Origin of the sequence: Arenibacter catalasegens (assembly GCF_002909235.1) — a bacterium.
GTDB lineage: Bacteria > Bacteroidota > Bacteroidia > Flavobacteriales > Flavobacteriaceae > Arenibacter > Arenibacter catalasegens.
In genome coordinates this window covers 18,129-36,760 of record NZ_PHQQ01000036.1, presented here as the reverse complement: position 1 = coordinate 36,760, position 18,632 = coordinate 18,129, and the positions used below count along the sequence as shown (strand labels likewise).

Here is an 18,632-nt window from a genome sequence, read left to right as displayed (position 1 = left end):
TATGAGGTTACCGCAGCACCTACATTTATTCTTATAAACAAAAAAGGTGATGTTATTTTTGCAGAATCAGGATTTAATGAGAAGGAAATCATCAAACTAATTGAAGCCAATCTTTAAAGGGGTTTCACAAGAGACCATTCCCAATTTGGAACTAAATATTGCTTTATTCCAGCTTTTAATCTGTCCCGTAAATCGAACCTTTTACAGCACTACAAATATTTTTACGCATTGAACGTAATTATATGGTTAATCCAAAATGTTGTGCGACTATTTTATAACATGAATTCAGGTACAGCCTATGAGCATCGGGCATGTCATAGCCGCCATCCAATGCAACACAATCCTTACCGTTATCTATTACCCAGTTTTTAATTTAATCTAGAAGCACGGCAGCAAGTCCCTGTTCGTGGTAGGACGGATCTATAGTCAGATCATCGATGTAAAGAGTATTGCCCGAAAATAGTGTGGTCATTGTTCTGAAACCCACGTATGCTAAAACCATTTTTCCTTCCTTAATGCCAGCCATTTGGGAACCTTCTTTTGTTAACACTTGGGGTATACTTGAATTAAACTGAACTTTGGTCAAATGCGGCCTTAGTATCTTGACAAGATCCAAACATTTACCAAAACTCCCTACCTTGAGCGTAGAGACCATAAACTATGTTCTTTAACAAATATTAAAAATAGTAAACCTGTGAAATTTACAGATATCGTCTTGAAAATCGTTAGGGCCATTTCGATTTTAGTGATTATCTGGAAAGGACGGTCAAAGTGAACCAACTAAAACAGATGAAAGTGAGCATAGCAAATTAAGTGCTCAAAATCGATTCCATTGTGGTTAAATTTATTTTTTTATTTTTTACGCAGGGAAAATAATTTTTCAAAAAGCAAAAAAAAAGTTCAGGTTCGTCTACCAGTAATTAAAATAATTTTACTGATTATTTTTCATTGAATTCCATTTCAAGTTTAGCCTCCAAGTCGTCAACTACAAGGCTTCTTCCAATCACTATCCCCTTATCATTTATAAGAATATTGTCCGGGACTCCTTTTAGATTATAAATCGTAGCCACATCACCCCAAGGCCCTTTTTCATTCAAAATATGATCCCAAGGTAAACTATCCTCCTTAATTGCTTTCAACCATTTATCCTGCTTATGATCCATTGAGACCCCAACAATGTTAAATCCTTTTTCATGAAACTTCTCATATACTTTTATAAGGGCCGGATTTGACTCTCTACATGGCCCGCACCAAGATGCCCAAAATTCAATCAAAGTATATTTTTCCCTTAGGTCAGAAACTTTTGTTTTTTGCCCTTTTACATTATTCAGTTCAAAGTCAACATACTTGTCCCCTATTTGTGGGTTTACGTTCAGTTTCAGATATCGAGCTATTTCTTTTCCATAAATCGATGCCTGGGTCTTATCGTTCATTAATGCAAAAAGTTCCATGAACAATTCCTTGTCTAATCTAAATCTTGATTCATTTAAGGTCCTGGCACTTTCTAAGGAATTAGGATAATCTCTTATAAATGTGTTAGTAATTTCATAAAGTTCTTCATTTAATGCCTGCATTCTCGAGTAAAGGGTGTCATTTTCCTGATCCGTCATAGTTCCTGTCTTCCTCCCTGTCATTATAATATTATCAAGGCTATCTATTTTATTGCTAATTGGACGTTTTTTTAATTTGTGCAAATTCAACATTTCCTGAGCTTCGCCCCCTACGATTATTGCTTTATTCAAACCGTCACCGTTAATTGCAATGGTTGTTTGGGTGTTCTCCAACCAGAAAAATGAATTTCCCCGCATACCTTTTATTTTAAGTGCTGTTCTTCTTGGCCTATCAATAGTTCCTCTGAATTTGAACTTTCCATCTTTGATAACGACAGAATCCTTGAAATAGACAGATTCATAGTCATATTGTAAAATCTCGCAGATACTATCATTGAAACCTTCAACGGCCCCATGTATTTCATACCCAATATTTTTCTGCTCGTTTTTGCAAGAGGCCATTATCAAGAAGACCAAAACAAACAATACTTTTTTTATCATATCTCTTTTTTATTTTACCTAGAAAACCTAACTATTGGCGCCACCCAATCGACTGCCAAATATGGAAAGAACGGTCAAAGTGAACCACCTAAAACGAATGAAAGTGAGCATAGCTGGCAAACTAAGTGCTCAAAATTGATTCCATTGTTGTTAAATATACTGTTTATTTTTACACATTGATTCTCCTTTGATATTTATTCTGTGAGCTGTGTGTACGAGTATATTTAAAATGGCATATACCAAAACAAAAGGGTAAAATCGATATCAGAGGTTTCGAATCGTAAAGAGAAATCGAGCTAAAGGCGGAGGAATTACCAAAACTAACCCACAAAATTATTAAACAAACAAAGGAAAAATATCAAATGTATTCTTCACAGACAATAATTCATGAAGAGACTTTACATAAATATTACCTTGCAAGGGTTGAATTGTGGTATGAATCAGAAAATGGAAAAGAGAAAAATAAATTAACTGAAGTTGAATATTTAACAGATGGTTCTTTAAAAAGAACCTTTTATGGGGCTGTCCCCTTTTCTAAGATAGTTTTATTTATCTGCCGTTTTAAGGTACAATTATTATTCGCGAAAAAACATTAATTTGGTAGTGGTAGTACAATAGATAATTGATCAACAATCATTCAGCTAACTTTGGCGGTGGTAATTAGAAATGCAGTACATATGAAAAATTACCATCTATATTTCTACTTACTGCTAATTCTTACAGCTTGCGCAAAGCCTAAAAATGTACAAATTTCTGGTGCATTCTACCCAGATTCTACAGATCACATATACATTTATGACCTTAATTATTTTACAAATAATGACGGAGATTTAATCATTGACTCTATAAACATTCAAGCTGATAAATCCTTTTCTTATGCATTAAGGCAAGAACTGCCTAAGTTACTTTATCTATCTACAACAAAGGCATCTCCACCCACTGTTAAGTTCTTAAAGGATCATCCGGAAGCTTACTATTTTTCCTTTTGTAGTAATTATTATTCTAATGGTGTTTATTTATTCACTGATCCAGGTAACTCCATTTCTATAAACTGGATTAATAATGATTGGTCTAAAGATTCCATTATCTATGGAAGTAGTAATGGAGACACTCAGCAATTCCTTAGAGACTTTTATGTAAAAGTCGGTAATGAAGGGTTTGATGAGGAATTAAGAATTAATGGAGGCTTCAAAAAGCTAAATCCGAAAGAAGCATTTGAATTGATACATTTAGCAAAAGAAAAAATGAAAATGTATGCATCCGATAAAATGCCTCAAAATGCATCCACAAGATTTAAAAATTATATCGGAACTGAAATTGAATTAGGATCATTAAATCAGTATCTCAACTGGTATGAATATGTGTATTCTGAAAATTTAGCAAAAGACTTTAAATCAAAAAGTTTACCTAAACTATATGCGGATTGTTATGAGATTTCGATCTTGAAAAATTGGGACACTAATAGCATAGAATTTTACAAGTTTGTAGAGAAGTATATAACCTTCAAAATAAATTCGGAAATAGGCTCTTTCAAGGAGTATTATGCATCGGAAGACTTGAAAACCAAGCAGGCTGCTAACTTACCCAATGAAAACATAAGGAATTTGTACCTTAGTAAATACCGCAGGTAATCGAATAGATGGGTACGCCATTTAATGACGGACTGAGCGAATATGGTCCCTTAAAAGGAACCTTTTTTGGAACACGCATCTTTCTATAATCGTGTCATTTATCGGCCGTTTTACGGTACTACTAATTCTTAATTAGAATGTTCAAAGCTAAAACTGAATAATCATTCTGACACAGATAATGGGAGTATATTTATTTTCCGCTATATTTGAAGTATTGGCAATATAGATATATATATATATCTATTAGCTCATATATTCATACATCATGAATGATTAAAAAGGACTATTATTATGAAAAAAGCATTCAAAACATTACTTGTTCTACTCACATTTGGAATCCTCAGCGGATTCGGAACTTTTGATTTTATAAGTGGAGTAAATAAAGGAAATGACAGGATTGAAGTTTCATTCAATAAAAAAATTCATTCTGGTGATTTAGTTAAAATAAAGAAGTCACTGTCGGAAATAGGAATTACAATTACTTATTCTTCATTCGATTTTGATGAAAATGGAGGTTTAAAATCACTATCATTTAATGTTGATTGTAACGATGGATTTAAAGGGGGGGCCACAAAAACTGATATTAATAATCAAACGAGATGGGGGTTTTTCAGAGATTACTCAGAAAAAGCCATAAGCCCATTCGGAACGGGGAATTTGAAATAAAACCGTTTTCAGAATCTGTAATCTTTGCGCAAACAATTAAATTCTTAACGAATGGATATTTAAAACGGTCTCATAAGGCCGTTTTGTTTTTTAATCAGGTATAATCGTTATTATTTTAAAGCAACAAAAAGGAATCAGATTAACCTAATATAACACATTTTTTATATCATCTAACGAGCAGGGCTTCACGTTATGATACTTTTCATTCTTCTAGCATACCGCCATTCATTTTAGACAGTCCTTTAAAAGGAACCTTTTTCGGAACTGTCCCCTTTTCTAAAATCGTTTCATTTATCGGCCACGGCCCTTTTATGGGACTACATTGTTATCCTTTTGCAACCCAGTTGCACTAAAATTAAATTACCTTTGCAATTCAAATGAAAATATTTGTTTCCATATCAATGTCCTTTATTTTTCTTCTTCAAGGAGTGGCAATGGATATGGACTTATGTGAACAAATTGAAAAAATCTCCCATTTCGTTGAACATTATCAAGATCACAGGGAGTACGATGGAGATTTATTTTTTGAGTACGTGGTCGAGGATTATTTTAATTCAGAAGGCGATAATGGATTCCACCATACGGGTTCGGAAGATGATAAAATTCCATCACATACCCATAATCAGTGCTGCCATCCCATAGTATTTGTTGCCCCCGCTAATTCAGTTGATATTAAATCGATAAGATTTGAAAACAACATTGAATTTGGCAAATATTCATTCCACTTCAATTCCAGATTCTTGGAATCACTTTACCAACCCCCACGGGTATAATTCAGTTTTCATAGGACAACTAGGATAACTCTGTCCTATTATCAGGCTTTCGTTTCGATAAGTATCGGATTCTATTGCGCGCACCATCATTTTTTTAACTGAATTAACGCTGAAATCCATGATTAACAAAATCATTTCATTTTCCATTAATAATAAATTTATTATTGGGCTATTTATAGTGGCACTTGTAGGCACGGGCATTTACTCTATGGCCACTATAAACCTGGGCTCTGTACCAGATATTACCAACAACCAAGTACAAGTTATAACAACTGCACCTAATCTGGGGACAGAGGATATCGAGCAATTTGTAACCTATCCGGTAGAATTGGCAATGGCCAATTTGCCCGATGTTATTGAATTGCGTTCCGTTTCCCGTTTTGGGCTTTCGGTAGTTACCATTGTTTTCGATGATGAAGCAGGAACATATTTGCCCCGACAGCTGGTGCAAGAGAAACTTGCAGAAGTGAGCGAAGAAATTCCCGCAGGATTTGGGAAGCCCTTTATGGCCCCAATTACTACGGGATTGGGTGAAATTTACCAATACACGCTAAAAGTAAAGGAAGGCTACGATGATAAATTTGATGCAATGGAACTACGTACCATTCAGGATTGGATTGTAAAGCGTCAAATGGCATTAGTACCTGGTGTTGTGGAGGTCAATGCTTTTGGAGGATTTGTAAAGCAATATGAAGTTGCCATAAACCCTGATAAATTAAAAAGTTTTGGCATTACAATGAATCAGGTTTTTGAAGCCCTGAAAGTTAATAATGCCAATACTGGCGGTGCTTATATCGAAAAAAACCATCAAGCCAATTTTATCCGAGGCGAAGGATTGGCACGTAGCATCACCGATTTAGAAAATACGGTTGTTACCTCACAGAACGGTAGTCCTGTTTTGGTACGTGACGTAGCCGAAAAAGTAGGATATGGAAGTCAGGTGCGTTATGGTGCTTTTACCCAAGATGGACACGAATCCGTTGGTGGACAGATTTTGATGCTAAAAGGGCAAAGCCCGAGCAATGTGGTTAAAAATGTTGAGAAACGTATAATCGAAATTCAAAAATCACTTCCGGAGGGCGTTTACATTGATACTTTTTTAAGCCGAAGCGATCTCATTGACAGAACAACAAGAACAGTTGAAAAAAATCTTATTGAAGGGTCGTTGATCGTAATATTCGTTCTGGTGCTTCTTTTGGGAAGTTTCCGTGGCGGATTGATAACAGCCTCTGTTATTCCACTTTCCCTATTGTTCGCATTTATCTTAATGAAACAATTTGGCGTTTGGGCCAACCTGATGTCATTGGGAGCTATTGATTTTGGAATTATTGTAGATGGAGCAGTAATTATTGTGGAAGGAATGGTATTCCATATTCATCAACGGATGAAAAAAACTACAACCGTTATCGAGCAATCTGAAATGGATGAAATAGCGTATGAATCGGCAAGTACAATGATGAATTCCGCATTCTTTGGACAATTGATCATTCTAATAGTATTTACACCTATTCTATTCTTAACTGGAATTGAAGGAAAAATGTTCCGTCCGATGGCATTTACCTTTGGATTTGCCGTTTTGGGAGCAATTATTCTTTGTCTTACCTACGTACCAATGATTTCGGCATTATTTTTAAAACCCACCAAAAATCAAAATAGTTGGTTCGCCAAATTTGAAAACAAGATTGACAGGTTCAGTGATAAGATAATGTCCGGTTTAAACAAAGCGTATGTACCGTTGCTCAATTTTGCACTTCGCTTTAAGGCGGGTGTTGTAATTGGAGCCGTCGGGCTGTTATTGATTGCAGGATTTATTTTCAGCAATATGGGTGGCGAATTTATTCCAAAATTTGATGAAGGCGATATTGCGATGCAGGCCCTTATAAAACCTGGTAGTAGCCTTACGGAATCCATTGAAGCTTCAAAAAAACTTCAAAATATCGTAAAACAATTCCCTGAAGTAAAAACAATGGTCTCACGTATCGGTGTTGCTGAAATCCCAACAGACCCGATGCCTATGGACATTGCCGACAGCTATATCATTCTAGAGAAAGATAAAAGTAAATGGACTTCGGCAGATAGTAAAGAAGAACTCATAGAAAAAATTCAAGAGAAAATTTCTGTTATTCCCGGTGTCAATTTTGTTTTTACACAACCCGTAGAACTTCGTTTTAATGAGTTGCTTACAGGTGTTCGGGAAGATGTCGCCATAAAATTATATGGTGAGGATCTGGGCGTGTTGGCGGATAAAATTAAAGAAATAGCAGCCGTCATTAGAACCGTTCCCGGAGCGGCCGACCTGAATGTGGAAGCCACCAGCGGTTTGCCTCAAATGACCGTGGTTTACAACCGTGCAAAGATGGCACAATACGGTGTTACCGTTGATAAGTTGAACGATTATGTGAGTGCAGCTTTTGCGGGGGAAAAAGCGAGTGTCATTTTCGAAGGCGAAAAACGATTTGATGTGGTCATGCGTTTGGCCAAGGAATTTAGAAAAGACATCAATAGCCTAAAAAATCTTTATATCGATTTACCAAGTGGTGCACAAGTACCTTTAAAAGAAGTAGCTGATATCAGTTACAAACCTGGCCCGATGCAAATATCAAGGGACAATACCTACCGTCGTATTTCCATTGGCGTCAATGTCCGTGGGCGTGATGTAAAAACGATGGTGGAGGAAATTCAGCAGAAATTGGAAGCCGAAGTTAAATTGCCAGCGGGTTATTATATCACCTACGGCGGTTCTTTTGAGAATTTGCAACGAGCCACAGACCGATTAATGATTGTTGTACCAATCGCATTGTTCTTAATTTTCATATTGCTCTATTTCGCACTCAACTCATTTTCTCAGTCCTTAATGATTTATATGGCCGTGCCATTGGCTGCTATTGGTGGAGTTTTCGCCTTGTTGGTCCGCGGTATGCCTTTTAGTATATCTGCGGGTGTTGGGTTTATTGTGCTCTTTGGAGTTGCGGTATTGAATGGACTTGTACTCATAAATAAATTCAATGAACTAAAAGAAGGTGGAATGACAGATTTAAAAAAACGTATATACGAAGCTACGCACGAACGTTTACGTCCAATTTTGCTTACTGCAACTGCGGCTATTATGGGCTTTATCCCTATGGCGGTTTCCACCTCTGGTGGTGCTGAAGTTCAACGGCCTCTTGCAACAGTGGTTATTGGTGGATTGCTTACGGCAACATTTTTAACCCTAGTAGTTATCCCTGTTTTGTACTATTGGCTTGAAACCCGAAAAGAAAAAATGAGTAATAACGGCGATGAAAGCTACATCAATAAAAGCACCACGGTAATTACTGTTCTATTAGTATTGGGTACTTTGTTCACTTCTGGAAACAGCTTTGCACAGGAAACAAAACTGGTCGCTGCAGTTCCAAAGCCCATTACATTGGAAGAAGCTATTTCAATGGCAAAGCAAAACTATCCATCCCTTAAAGAAAGTCAAGCCTTTATTGATCGCGAACAAGCAATGAAAGGTACAAGTTTCGATTTGGGTAGCACGCAGGTTTTTACAGGAAAAGAAGAATATGGCAATAATCTTCCTGGAATACAGACTACTATTGGTGTACAGCAGGGCAATATCGATTTGCTTTCTGGTTTTTCAAAATCGAAGTTTTACAAACAACGTGTGACATTGGGCGAAAAATTCTATGCGATAAACGAGCAACAATTGATACGAAATGTGATGCAAGCCTATGACCAAATAAATTATAATAAAGCACAACTTCTCTTTGCCGAACAATTGGATAGTGTTTATGCCAATTTTAAGACCGCAGCACAATTGCGTTACGATACGGGCGAAACCGGAAAGTTGGAATTTATTTCTGCTTCCTCGGAATACCAACAGATTCAAGTATTGCGACAACAGGCCTATGATGATATTGAAATTGCCAAACGGGCCTTAAAGCAGTATTTAGGAACGGAAGCACCTATTGAAACGGTTTCGGTTTTATACGAGCCAATGAATTTGAACACTATGATAGATTCAACTTCCGTGGCAAATAATCCAATGTTGCAATATTCGCTTCAAAATGTAGAGGTAAGCAAAGCCAATGTGGGTATTGAAAAATCGGAGTTCCTACCAAAATTCAATCTTTCCTATGGACGGCAAGTGGTAGATGATGTTTCAGGCTTCAATACCTATCAGGCAGGAATTAGTATTCCGTTATGGTTTTATCCTCAGAAATCAAGGGTAAAGGCTGCCAAGGCAGATGCGATGGTCGCAGAAAATCAATATTTGGAACAAAAAGCAATAACCGAAAGCCGTGTTTCCCAATTGCTCAAATCGCTTGAAAAAACACAAAAGATATTGCAATATTATGAGGATGGTGCATTGTTATTGGCAGAAGAACAGATAGCCACGGCACAATTGGCATCCAAGGAGGGCGAAATAGAATATGTGAACTATATCACTATCCTAAATAGTGCCATCAGGATAAAACAAACACATTTACAATATATCAATCAATTTAACCAACAGGCCATCGAGGTACAATACCAGTTGGGCAATCTATAACATTAAAGAAAAAAAATGAAATATATATCTATAATCAGTATAGCATTAGTAACCTTTTTGATGATAGGTTGCAATAACAAAGTAGATTCAGGTTCGGGACATAATGAGGAAAATACAGAGCACAGCGAAGAAAACCACGAAGAAGGTGTGGTAGAACTTACAAAAGAACAGGCTGAAACTATTGGTCTTGAAATGAATACCCTGGAAAAAAAGAGTTTAGGCAATACCATAAAAGTTACTGGTCAATTGGAACTATTTCCGCAAGACAGGGCAAACATAAGCCCTTTTGTGGGTGGAAACGTGCGTTCCATAAAGGTCATTGAAGGCGATAAGGTAAACAAGGGCCAGATATTGGCATATTTGGAACATCCCGATATTATAACGATGCAACAGGAATATCAAGAAAAAAATGATGAACTGGTATTTTTAAAACAGGATTTTGAACGTAAGCAAACTTTGTACGATAAGGGTGTTTCGTCTGGCAAGGAATTTCAAATGGCACAATCCAAATTCCGTTCCACCACTTCTTCGGTAAACGGACTTCGTTCTAAATTGAGATTGTTGGGCATAAACACCGACCAAGTCCTTCAAGGGCAGATTTATTCCGCAGTTCCCATAACAACCCCTATAAGCGGATATGTGGATGAAGTAATGATAAGCCTTGGCGATTATGTAGCACCACAGACCAAAATGTTCACAGTAAGCGATAATTCTGAAATTCACGTGGATTTTAAAGTGTATGAAAAGGATATCCGAAAAGTTAAGGTAGGTCAGGAAATATACTTTACGGTTGCAGCAAAACCAGACGAGCTTTTAAAGGCAAGAATACACGCCATCGGTAAAACTTTTGAAACTGACCCTAAAGCATTGCACGTCCACGCAGACGTTCATAATGAAGATAAAGAATTGCTTCCCGGAATGTATGTGGAAGGAAGAATAGTCCAAGACCAAAAAATGGCCTTTGCAGTACCCGAAGATGCCATCATAAAAGAGGGCGAACAGTCCTTCATATTCATATTGGATGCAGATGGCGAAAAAGGAGAAAACAAAATGAAATTTAAAATGATTCCCGTGAACGTTGGAATTATAGATTTAGGATATGTTGAAATCAATCTTCCTACAGAAATTGTCCAAGATGTAAAAGTGGTTACCAAAGGTGCGTATACATTATCATCAGAAATGATAAAGGGCGAATTGGGACACGATGATTAATTCATAATTAAATAATTGAACAGATGAAAGAAATAAAAGCATTTATAAAACCAAACAGGATTCAAAAAGTAATCGATGCCCTTACCGATAATGGCTTTAAAAGTATGACCCTTTCACAAGCAGAAGGTACTGGAGCATTCAAGTCAAAAGGGGCAAGACCATCCTTGGATTTTCACGTTACAGACAGCCCCGTGGTTAAATTGGAACTGGTCTGCCAAAATGAAGAATCCCAAGCCGCAATTGAAATAATTGTGAAGAATAGTAAAACTGATGAACCAGGAGACGGAATTATTTATGTTTCCAATGTTGAAGATGCCTTTCAGATTAAAACGGGCGAATCATTAAAACGTAATAATTAAATAATGACCGAAATAGAAAAAAAATTGGAAAACAATGGAATACGACCAACAGCGATGCGTATTCTCATATATAAATTTATGGCTCAAAAAGAAGTAGCCATAGCACTGACAGATATAGAAAATGCCTTTGTTAAAGCTGAAAGAACAACATTATACAGGACACTAAAAACCTTTGAGGACAAGGGGATTGTTCATCATATTGATGATGGTACAGGTATCTCAAAATATGCCTTATGCGAACAAGGATGTAATTGCGAGCTGGACCAAGACCTACATTTACATTTTCATTGTAGTAATTGCGATAAAACAGTCTGCTTAACAGATCATAAAATTCCTCATATCAACTTACCCAACGGTTACATCGCCGAGAATGCAAATTTGGTAATAACGGGAATCTGTGAGAAGTGTAGCGGCCAATAAATGCACTTCCGTTGCACTCTTATTTTTAAGAACTTTATATCCATTATGAAAAAGAAAAAAGTAAACTTACGCGATTTAGACCCCAAGGAATATGGGGGTGAGCACAGTCACGCCCGCCAGCCGGGGCTGGATGATAGCCACAAACACAGCAGGCCTAAAAAAATATCCAATTTTAGAACTTACTTACCTGCGATTTTCAGCTTTGTTATGCTGATAGTCGGAATTGCCATTGATTATTTTGAGGCCATCCCTTTTTTTAGGGGATGGTCCAGAATCGTTTGGTATTCGGTAGCTTATATACCAGTAGGGTTTCCGGTCATTAAAGAGGGTTGGAATAGTATTAAAAAAGGCGATTTCTTTACGGAATTCTTCTTGATGTCCATTGCAACTTTGGGGGCATTTGCCATAGGTGAATATCCAGAAGGTGTGGCCGTGATGTTGTTCTATGCTGTAGGCGAACTGTTCCAGAATGCCGCCGTCAACCGTGCCAAGGGAAACATCAAAGCTTTGCTGGACGTACGCCCCAATGAAGCACTGGTATTTCGTGATGGTGACTTTATTTCGGTCAATCCTGAAAATGTTGCTATAGGCGAGAAGATTCAGGTACGTGTGGGCGAGAAAGTACCGCTTGATGGCATACTACTTTCTGAAAAAGGTTCGTTTAATACGGCAGCCTTGACAGGAGAAAGCAAACCCGATACCATTGCAAAGGATGATAAGGTATTTACCGGGAGCATTAACCTCGATGGTGTTATAGAAGTTGAAACGACAAAGGAATTTAAGGACAGTTCCATAGCAAAAATTTTGGATATGGTGCAGAACGCCACCGCCCGAAAGTCCAAGACGGAACTTTTTATCAGAAAGTTTGCACGGATTTATACGCCCATCGTTGTTTTCCTAGCTATCGGTCTGACATTCTTGCCCTACTTTTTTGTAGATGATTACGTGTTCCGGGATTGGCTCTACCGTGCGCTGATATTCTTAGTGATTTCCTGCCCTTGTGCCTTGGTCATTTCCATTCCGCTAGGATATTTTGGGGGTCTAGGTGCGGCTTCCCGAAATGGGATTCTGTTTAAAGGTGCATCCTTCCTAGATGCGATGACCAAGGTAAAAACCATCGTAATGGATAAAACGGGAACCGTTACCAAGGGGGTCTTTAAAATCAAGGAAGTTGTAAACAGCTCGGCTTTTACCGAAGCAGAATTTATGCAGTACTTAATGTCGATTGAAGAACAATCCACCCATCCCATTGCAAAAGCAATTTTGGAATACAAGGCAGCCGGTGCTGATTTTGAAGCGACCGAGGTTTCCGAAGTCGCTGGGAAAGGATTAAAGGGAACGGTGAATGGAAAAACCGTGTTGGTAGGAAATAAAGCCTTAATGACCTCGCACAAAATAGAAGTCAATTCAGAAACAGATAGTATCGTAGAATCAATTGTAATGGTGGCCATTGACGGAAAGTTCGCTGGTTATGTGACCATTGCCGATGAACTAAAGGACGATGCGCACCAAGCCATAAAGCAAATTAGGGAATTAGGTATTTCCAAAATCATCATGCTTTCTGGCGATAAGGATTCCATAACACAACAGGTAGCAAAAGAATTGAAAATCGATTGGGCGAAGGGTGGTCTATTACCTGAAGATAAACTTAACGAAGTCGAAAAGCTCAAAAAGCAGCTCGATACCAAAATTGCTTTTATTGGCGATGGTATAAACGATGCACCTGTCCTGGCGGCAAGTGATGTAGGAATTGCAATGGGAGGTCTTGGCAGCGACGTCGCAATCGAGACCGCCGACGTAATCATTCAAACAGACCAACCTTCAAAAATTGCAAGGGCAATAAAAATAGGTCGATCTACAAGGCAAATTGTTTGGCAGAACATTGGTCTTGCCTTTGGAGTAAAAGTCTTGGTAATGGCTCTAGGAGCGTTCGGAATGGCAACAATGTGGGAAGCTGTTTTTGCCGATGTCGGGGTGGCCTTTCTGGCGATACTAAATGCCATTCGTCTTCAAAAAAAAGTGTGGCACTAATTATTAATTGGAAGAAACTCAATAAATTAGGACTGAGCATATGTCTCAAAATCGTAGAAATAGAAGAAAAAAGAACAAACTTGAAAAACCTAAAGAACTGACGGTGACCAAAAAGGACAGATTATGTGGCACCCTAGTAATTGCTGGAATATTTATCGTAGGATTTATAGTATATTTTTTCGATGTAATTTTTTATTTCTTTTACATGCTTTTCTCTGATAAGTAAAGTAGAAAATTAGGCATAGTAAAAATTATAGTATTCAAAGTTGTATAGAATTGAAATAGCTGGCAAAATTAAATGTTCAATCCTGCTTAGGACATGGCAAAATAGTACACGACCGTTTTTCTCAAGACAGGTCCCTTGGAGGTGCCAACTTTAGGAAATATCATTTCTGTCTATCCCAAAGGAGGGCTTGGCATCCATGGTACCGTACGACCATCACCAGGCACACATGAACAACAATAGAGTTCTTCTCCCCTGAAAAGGAATTCCTTGCACCTAAATACCATAGACTGGTACCTGTCGATAATCAAAAACCAGATCTAAGATCATTGATACATTGGGTGTCGAGCATAGAAACCGATCAAGGGGGAAAGGCGTCCGTTAGTTTTTACAATGGAGACATTGCGGGGGATTATATTATAATCGTATAGGGGATTTCTTCCGATGGCCATATCGGGTGCCAGGAAACAAAGTACCGTGTCGGGGAGGTGGATCCTTGAGAGTTGCTTTTGTCCGGAGAGGGCATCAACTTTGAATAAGCAGTAATTTTTTTACGAACTGGTATTTACTTCGAATAATTCTTTCAGCTTCTCCTTTAAATTATCGCCCCTCAAATATCGAGCGATAATTGTTCCTTTTTCATCTATTAGAAAGTTTTCCGGTATGGCATCAACCCCATATATCAAAGCTGCTAAATTTTGCATACCGTTCAAATCACTGACGTTTTTCCAAATCAGACTGTCCTTTTCAATAGCACGTAACCACTTTTCCTTATTGGAATCCAATGAAACATTCAGGATAACAAACCCTTTATCTTTGTACAGTTTATATTCTTGTGCCAATTCGGGGTTGAATTGCCTGCAAGGGCCACATGAGGATGACCAAAATTCCAACAGGGTATATTTCCCTAACATATCAGATAACCTTATGGGGTTTCCCTGAGTATCGGCCATCTCAAAATCAATAAATTTTTCCCCGACTTTTGGGTTTTTGTTGACTTCTATAAATTTAGCTATCACTTTTCCCTCTTTTGTTGTTTGCAACTCCTTGTTCAGTAGGGAAAACACTTTGCCTGTTTCCACGGCGCCCAACCTTCTCATGGCAAAACCTTCCAAGGCCGTGAGACTCTCATAGGAATCGGGATAATCCTTAATGAAACCTTTGGTGATTTCCGCCAATTCATCCACCATTTGTTCGTTAATGGCGAAAAGCGAATCCATGTTGCTTTCGGTCACCATATCGCCAAGCTTTTCCATTTCTTTATTAATCGAGTCTTGACGTTCTACAAGTAGTTCCGAATCCATCTGTGTTTTGGAACCGGTTATTTTACTATAGTAAAAGTTGCCTTTTTCCCCTGTAATATCGATTGTTTTGTTCTCCAACCAGAACATTCTTCCGTCCCTAGTGCTTTCAATTCTCAACATCACCCGTCTGGGCCTTTCAACTTTTCCCTTAAACTGAAATTTCTCATTTAATACTATTGTCGAATCCAAAATTGAATCCATATCAAGATACATTACAACTTTAGTACTATCGGGCATATTCTTTATAAGCCCGTTGACCGAATAGGCATCTGTAGAACGAGCTTTTTGGCAAGAAGTCGCTATTAATATCGGAATAAGAACTAGGCCAATATTCTTTATGACTGATTGATTTGAACGCATATAAATAGTTTAAAAATATTAAGTCCTTTCTATTCCAAATATACAGGATAAAATGTACATAATAATTTACTTGTTAATTGCCATATGGTAGGATTACAGTAATTTATCATCATATAGCGTTGAAATCCCGATTTTTGAACAGTTCCGTAAAATGAACCTTTTATGGGACAAAAAAGGAATACTAAGTTACATACAATTGCTTCAGCCCGCTCAAAAAAATGAAAGCTTATTATTAGGGATAGGTTAATTGGCCAAGAATAAAACTTAATTTCTATATTGGAAATTGAAAGGGAATATAGGCTTCCTAATTACTAATCCACCTCTTGAAGGATTTTGTCTTTTCCCGACTTACAATAATATCTTGTTCATTATAAGTTTTCAATTGTAATTTTAATCGGTTATTCTGGTAACTTCCAATGCCTTTTACTGCATTGACACTTACAATAAAACTTCGATTGACTTTAAAAAAAATCCTTGGATCCAAATCGTTTTTCAGATTGTTTAAGGAGGTGTTAATAGGATAATCAAACGAACCTGACCTTAAATATGTAGAATTAAATTGGCTGAAAAAACATTCGATATCGTTAGCACCGATTATCTTCGTTTTTTTTCCAATTTTAACAACAAACCTATTTTTAAAACCAAGGAAACCATTCTCTTGGATAATTCTCTTCAGTTCCAAAAGTTCATTTTTGTTGCTGTAAAAGGTAGTGGCTTTTTCCAAGGCAATAAGTACCTGATCTTTACTGATTGGTTTTAACAAATAGGAAATACTATTATAATCAAATGCCCTGATACTATATTGGTCATAGGCCGTGGTAAAGATTATTAAACTTTTTATTTCTATCTGGTTAAAAATTTCAAAACACAATCCATCGGAAAGATGAATGTCCAGGAATAGAATATCTGGTTGTTCATTTTTTCTCAGCCAATCGACGGTTGAGTTAACTGAAACCAACTTGGCCAGTATTTCATAGTTAAATTCGGTAAGTATCCGTTCTAATCTTCTACTTGATGGTAATTCGTCTTCAACAATAACAACTTTCATTAATCTTCGATTTTTAATAATGGAAGTTTTATCACATAATTTTTATTGTCAGAACTGACACTGATTTTTTTATCGGTAAAAAAACTATACCTATTCCTTATATTTTTCAATCCAACTTTTTCACTTAAATCCATCTGTTTTTTTGGAATCAGAGAATTAGATATTGCTAAATAATCATCTTCAATATACAGATTAATTTCCATAGGGTTTCCTGTGCTAATTTCATTATGCTTCACAACATTCTCGAAAACCTGTTGTAGTGAGAGAGGTAGAATATAGCAGTTTTTTGGAACAGTAATAAGCATTAAACTATTGTAGGATATCGCATCTTCAAACCTGATCTGCAACAAATCCATGTATTTATCTGCAAATTCCAATTCTTCCTCCAGTTTCACTAAATCCCGTTTTTCTTGGGTTAAAAAATAGCGATAGATACTAGAGAGGTTTTCTAAAAAATGTACTGCTTTTCCAGGCTCTTCTTCTATTAATCCCGTTAGTACACTTAAGTTGTTGAATAAAAAATGTGGGCTTAACTGGGATTTTAATTGTTGATATTTAAGATTGGCAGCAACCCCAATTTGTTCCAAATGTTTTTTTTCTCCCTTGTTCAGTTGGAATAACTTATAAAAATGCAGGAACATGGTCAAAAATAAAAAATAAGGCCCAATCATAACGGCACTCATAAATGCCCGTTGAATAGATAAAACCGATTCATTATGACTGGTTATTGATAAAATTAAATATGGGAAAATAAATATATTAAGTGTATAATTTATTATAGTTTTCACAGAAACATAGTTTTTCCTTTCGTCTTGGAACGAAATGAAATAAGTAATTGCCATGGATATAATACCAAATAAAGCTATAGAGGTGGCAATAGAAATCGAGATTCTACCTTGACCAAGAAAGACAACCAGTGCTATGTAGATGATGGTGACAATACCCCAAATTGAAATCGGAACCTTATATGGGATAGAAACTTTATGTCTTTTTCCGACTTCTTTTTTGTTCTTGATTCTATAAAGTAATAAAAAGAAAAAAAGTGTAATAAATACCGAGATAATTGCATTGAATAGGCTCACTGATTGAAAAAAGGAAATATCTATATGCCTATAAAATCTTAAGATAAAATAAACCGAAATATAGACTAGACTAAATGATGCGATTCCAGCTTTGACAAAAGACTTCAATAAAATCTTAAGATTGTCAATTTCCTTATGGATAGTAAAGTATATCGAGAAGAAACAAGGGATAAATACAATGAATATAAAAGCTGGCCCCACTTCCTTGTAATCTGATAATGCATTATTTGTAGTAGTTAGTAAGCTTCCTAGGATAATCCCAAATATATTAACCGAAATACTAATGGCCGTGGCATATTTCAAGGCAGTAATAATCTTATTCATTTTATCTAATTGTAGATTAAATATTACTGCAAGAATAAAAAAAAAGGTCATGTTTTAAAATTAAAACTAGTGAACCGTAGTATTGAAGGTAGTGAATTGATTCTTGATCCAAAAATAGCTTACTTTTTGGTATAAGTTGTACCACGTTTTCTATAATCCTCAGAATACAGGAGTAAAATTCTAGTTTTTGAAAGTTCCGTTATAGGAACCTTTTTTGGAACTGTCCCCTTTTCTAAAATCGTGTCATTTATCGGCCGAATAAAGGAACCGAATGAAGAAGAATGCCGATGTCCATAAATAGTGGTTCGTTTTAAGGTTCTATTCCATTTCATGGAAAACGATTCGGTTAAGCGTTTAACCTCAGGATAAAAGTGCTAATTTATGAAGGTGGGCAGCAAAATGTAAAGGTCTTACCTTTTTCTTGAACGTTTATAAAATCAATTGTTCCGTTTAATGAGCGAACATAATGTTGGGCAATATTTAGTCCAAGACCTGTGCCAAGAATACCAACTGCATTGCTAGCCCTAAAAAATCTACTAAACATCAGTTTTTGATTTTTCTTAGGAATCCCCATTCCATTGTCCGATAAAAAAAATTAAAATACCGTATTTATT

At 36.7% G+C, this 18,632-nt stretch carries 14 protein-coding genes; 8 read left to right on the top strand and 6 right to left on the bottom strand.

Going from position 1 to position 18,632, the window contains the following annotated elements:
- Window positions 1–373: 373 nt before the first annotated feature.
- Window positions 374–655: a GNAT family N-acetyltransferase gene (locus CWD90_RS21120; RefSeq protein ID WP_103478047.1), complete on the bottom strand. Its 282-nt coding sequence runs from the start codon at window positions 653–655 to the stop codon at window positions 374–376.
- A gap of 283 nt (window positions 656–938) precedes the next feature.
- Window positions 939–2,051 carry a TlpA disulfide reductase family protein gene (locus tag CWD90_RS21115; protein ID WP_103478046.1) on the bottom strand — a complete coding sequence of 371 codons (1,113 nt, stop codon included), beginning with the start codon at window positions 2,049–2,051 and terminating at the stop codon, window positions 939–941.
- A 677-nt stretch (window positions 2,052–2,728) separates the two neighbouring features.
- Between CWD90_RS21115 and CWD90_RS21105 the strand changes: the two genes are divergently transcribed.
- The 8 genes from CWD90_RS21105 (at window position 2,729) to CWD90_RS21070 (ending at window position 13,677) form a co-directional block, all read left to right on the top strand.
- Window positions 2,729–3,682, top strand: coding sequence for a hypothetical protein (locus CWD90_RS21105; protein WP_103478044.1), 954 nt, complete (start codon window positions 2,729–2,731; stop codon window positions 3,680–3,682).
- Window positions 3,683–3,973: 291 nt separating this feature from the next.
- Window positions 3,974–4,348, top strand: a complete 375-nt coding sequence (locus CWD90_RS21100) for a hypothetical protein (protein WP_103478043.1) — start codon at window positions 3,974–3,976, stop codon at window positions 4,346–4,348.
- A gap of 377 nt (window positions 4,349–4,725) precedes the next feature.
- Window positions 4,726–5,121: a hypothetical protein gene (locus tag CWD90_RS21095; protein WP_103478042.1), complete on the top strand. Its 396-nt coding sequence runs from the start codon at window positions 4,726–4,728 to the stop codon at window positions 5,119–5,121.
- Between the two features lie 118 nt (window positions 5,122–5,239).
- Window positions 5,240–9,655 carry a CusA/CzcA family heavy metal efflux RND transporter gene (locus tag CWD90_RS21090; protein WP_103478041.1) on the top strand — a complete coding sequence of 1,472 codons (4,416 nt, stop codon included), beginning with the start codon at window positions 5,240–5,242 and terminating at the stop codon, window positions 9,653–9,655.
- A 15-nt stretch (window positions 9,656–9,670) separates the two neighbouring features.
- Window positions 9,671–10,867, top strand: coding sequence for an efflux RND transporter periplasmic adaptor subunit (locus CWD90_RS21085; protein ID WP_103478040.1), 1,197 nt, complete (start codon window positions 9,671–9,673; stop codon window positions 10,865–10,867).
- Window positions 10,868–10,890: 23 nt separating this feature from the next.
- Entirely contained in the window at window positions 10,891–11,226 is a 336-nt protein-coding gene (locus CWD90_RS21080; protein WP_103478039.1) for a P-II family nitrogen regulator, read from the top strand.
- Window positions 11,227–11,229: 3 nt separating this feature from the next.
- Window positions 11,230–11,646, top strand: a complete 417-nt coding sequence (locus CWD90_RS21075; RefSeq protein ID WP_103478038.1) for a Fur family transcriptional regulator — start codon at window positions 11,230–11,232, stop codon at window positions 11,644–11,646.
- A 45-nt stretch (window positions 11,647–11,691) separates the two neighbouring features.
- Entirely contained in the window at window positions 11,692–13,677 is a 1,986-nt protein-coding gene (locus CWD90_RS21070; protein WP_103478037.1) for a heavy metal translocating P-type ATPase, read from the top strand.
- A 774-nt stretch (window positions 13,678–14,451) separates the two neighbouring features.
- On the opposite strand, the gene CWD90_RS21060 is transcribed toward CWD90_RS21070, so the two are convergent.
- The 4 genes from CWD90_RS21060 to CWD90_RS21040 all read right to left on the bottom strand — a co-directional run bounded on the left by CWD90_RS21060 (window position 14,452) and on the right by CWD90_RS21040 (window position 18,592).
- Entirely contained in the window at window positions 14,452–15,564 is a 1,113-nt protein-coding gene (locus CWD90_RS21060; protein WP_103478035.1) for a TlpA disulfide reductase family protein, read from the bottom strand.
- Between the two features lie 304 nt (window positions 15,565–15,868).
- Entirely contained in the window at window positions 15,869–16,612 is a 744-nt protein-coding gene (locus tag CWD90_RS21055) for a LytR/AlgR family response regulator transcription factor (protein WP_103478034.1), read from the bottom strand.
- Window positions 16,612–18,018 (bottom strand): sensor histidine kinase, encoded by a 1,407-nt coding sequence (locus CWD90_RS21050; RefSeq protein WP_157941292.1) that lies wholly within the window; start codon window positions 18,016–18,018, stop codon window positions 16,612–16,614. The genes CWD90_RS21055 and CWD90_RS21050 overlap by 1 nt, the downstream gene beginning before the upstream one ends.
- A 379-nt stretch (window positions 18,019–18,397) precedes the next feature.
- On the bottom strand, window positions 18,398–18,592 hold the full coding sequence (locus tag CWD90_RS21040; RefSeq protein WP_103478031.1) for an ATP-binding protein: 195 nt from the start codon (window positions 18,590–18,592) through the stop codon (window positions 18,398–18,400).
- Window positions 18,593–18,632: the final 40 nt, after the last annotated feature.

Excerpts from the sequence above, each read along its gene's own strand:
- CWD90_RS21120 (WP_103478047.1), bottom strand. The coding sequence starts at position 655 with ATGGTCTCTACGCTCAAGGTAGGGAGTTTTGGTAAATGTTTGGATCTT.
- CWD90_RS21095 (WP_103478042.1), top strand. The coding sequence starts at position 4,726 with ATGAAAATATTTGTTTCCATATCAATGTCCTTTATTTTTCTTCTTCAA.
- CWD90_RS21055 (WP_103478034.1), bottom strand. The coding sequence starts at position 16,612 with ATGAAAGTTGTTATTGTTGAAGACGAATTACCATCAAGTAGAAGATTA.
- CWD90_RS21090 (WP_103478041.1), top strand. The coding sequence starts at position 5,240 with ATGATTAACAAAATCATTTCATTTTCCATTAATAATAAATTTATTATT.
- CWD90_RS21080 (WP_103478039.1), top strand. The coding sequence starts at position 10,891 with ATGAAAGAAATAAAAGCATTTATAAAACCAAACAGGATTCAAAAAGTA.
- CWD90_RS21075 (WP_103478038.1), top strand. The coding sequence starts at position 11,230 with ATGACCGAAATAGAAAAAAAATTGGAAAACAATGGAATACGACCAACA.
- CWD90_RS21060 (WP_103478035.1), bottom strand. The coding sequence starts at position 15,564 with ATGCGTTCAAATCAATCAGTCATAAAGAATATTGGCCTAGTTCTTATT.
- CWD90_RS21115 (WP_103478046.1), bottom strand. The coding sequence starts at position 2,051 with ATGATAAAAAAAGTATTGTTTGTTTTGGTCTTCTTGATAATGGCCTCT.
- CWD90_RS21040 (WP_103478031.1), bottom strand. The coding sequence starts at position 18,592 with ATGGGGATTCCTAAGAAAAATCAAAAACTGATGTTTAGTAGATTTTTT.
- CWD90_RS21105 (WP_103478044.1), top strand. The coding sequence starts at position 2,729 with ATGAAAAATTACCATCTATATTTCTACTTACTGCTAATTCTTACAGCT.
- CWD90_RS21070 (WP_103478037.1), top strand. The coding sequence starts at position 11,692 with ATGAAAAAGAAAAAAGTAAACTTACGCGATTTAGACCCCAAGGAATAT.
- CWD90_RS21050 (WP_157941292.1), bottom strand. The coding sequence starts at position 18,018 with ATGAATAAGATTATTACTGCCTTGAAATATGCCACGGCCATTAGTATT.
- CWD90_RS21100 (WP_103478043.1), top strand. The coding sequence starts at position 3,974 with ATGAAAAAAGCATTCAAAACATTACTTGTTCTACTCACATTTGGAATC.
- CWD90_RS21085 (WP_103478040.1), top strand. The coding sequence starts at position 9,671 with ATGAAATATATATCTATAATCAGTATAGCATTAGTAACCTTTTTGATG.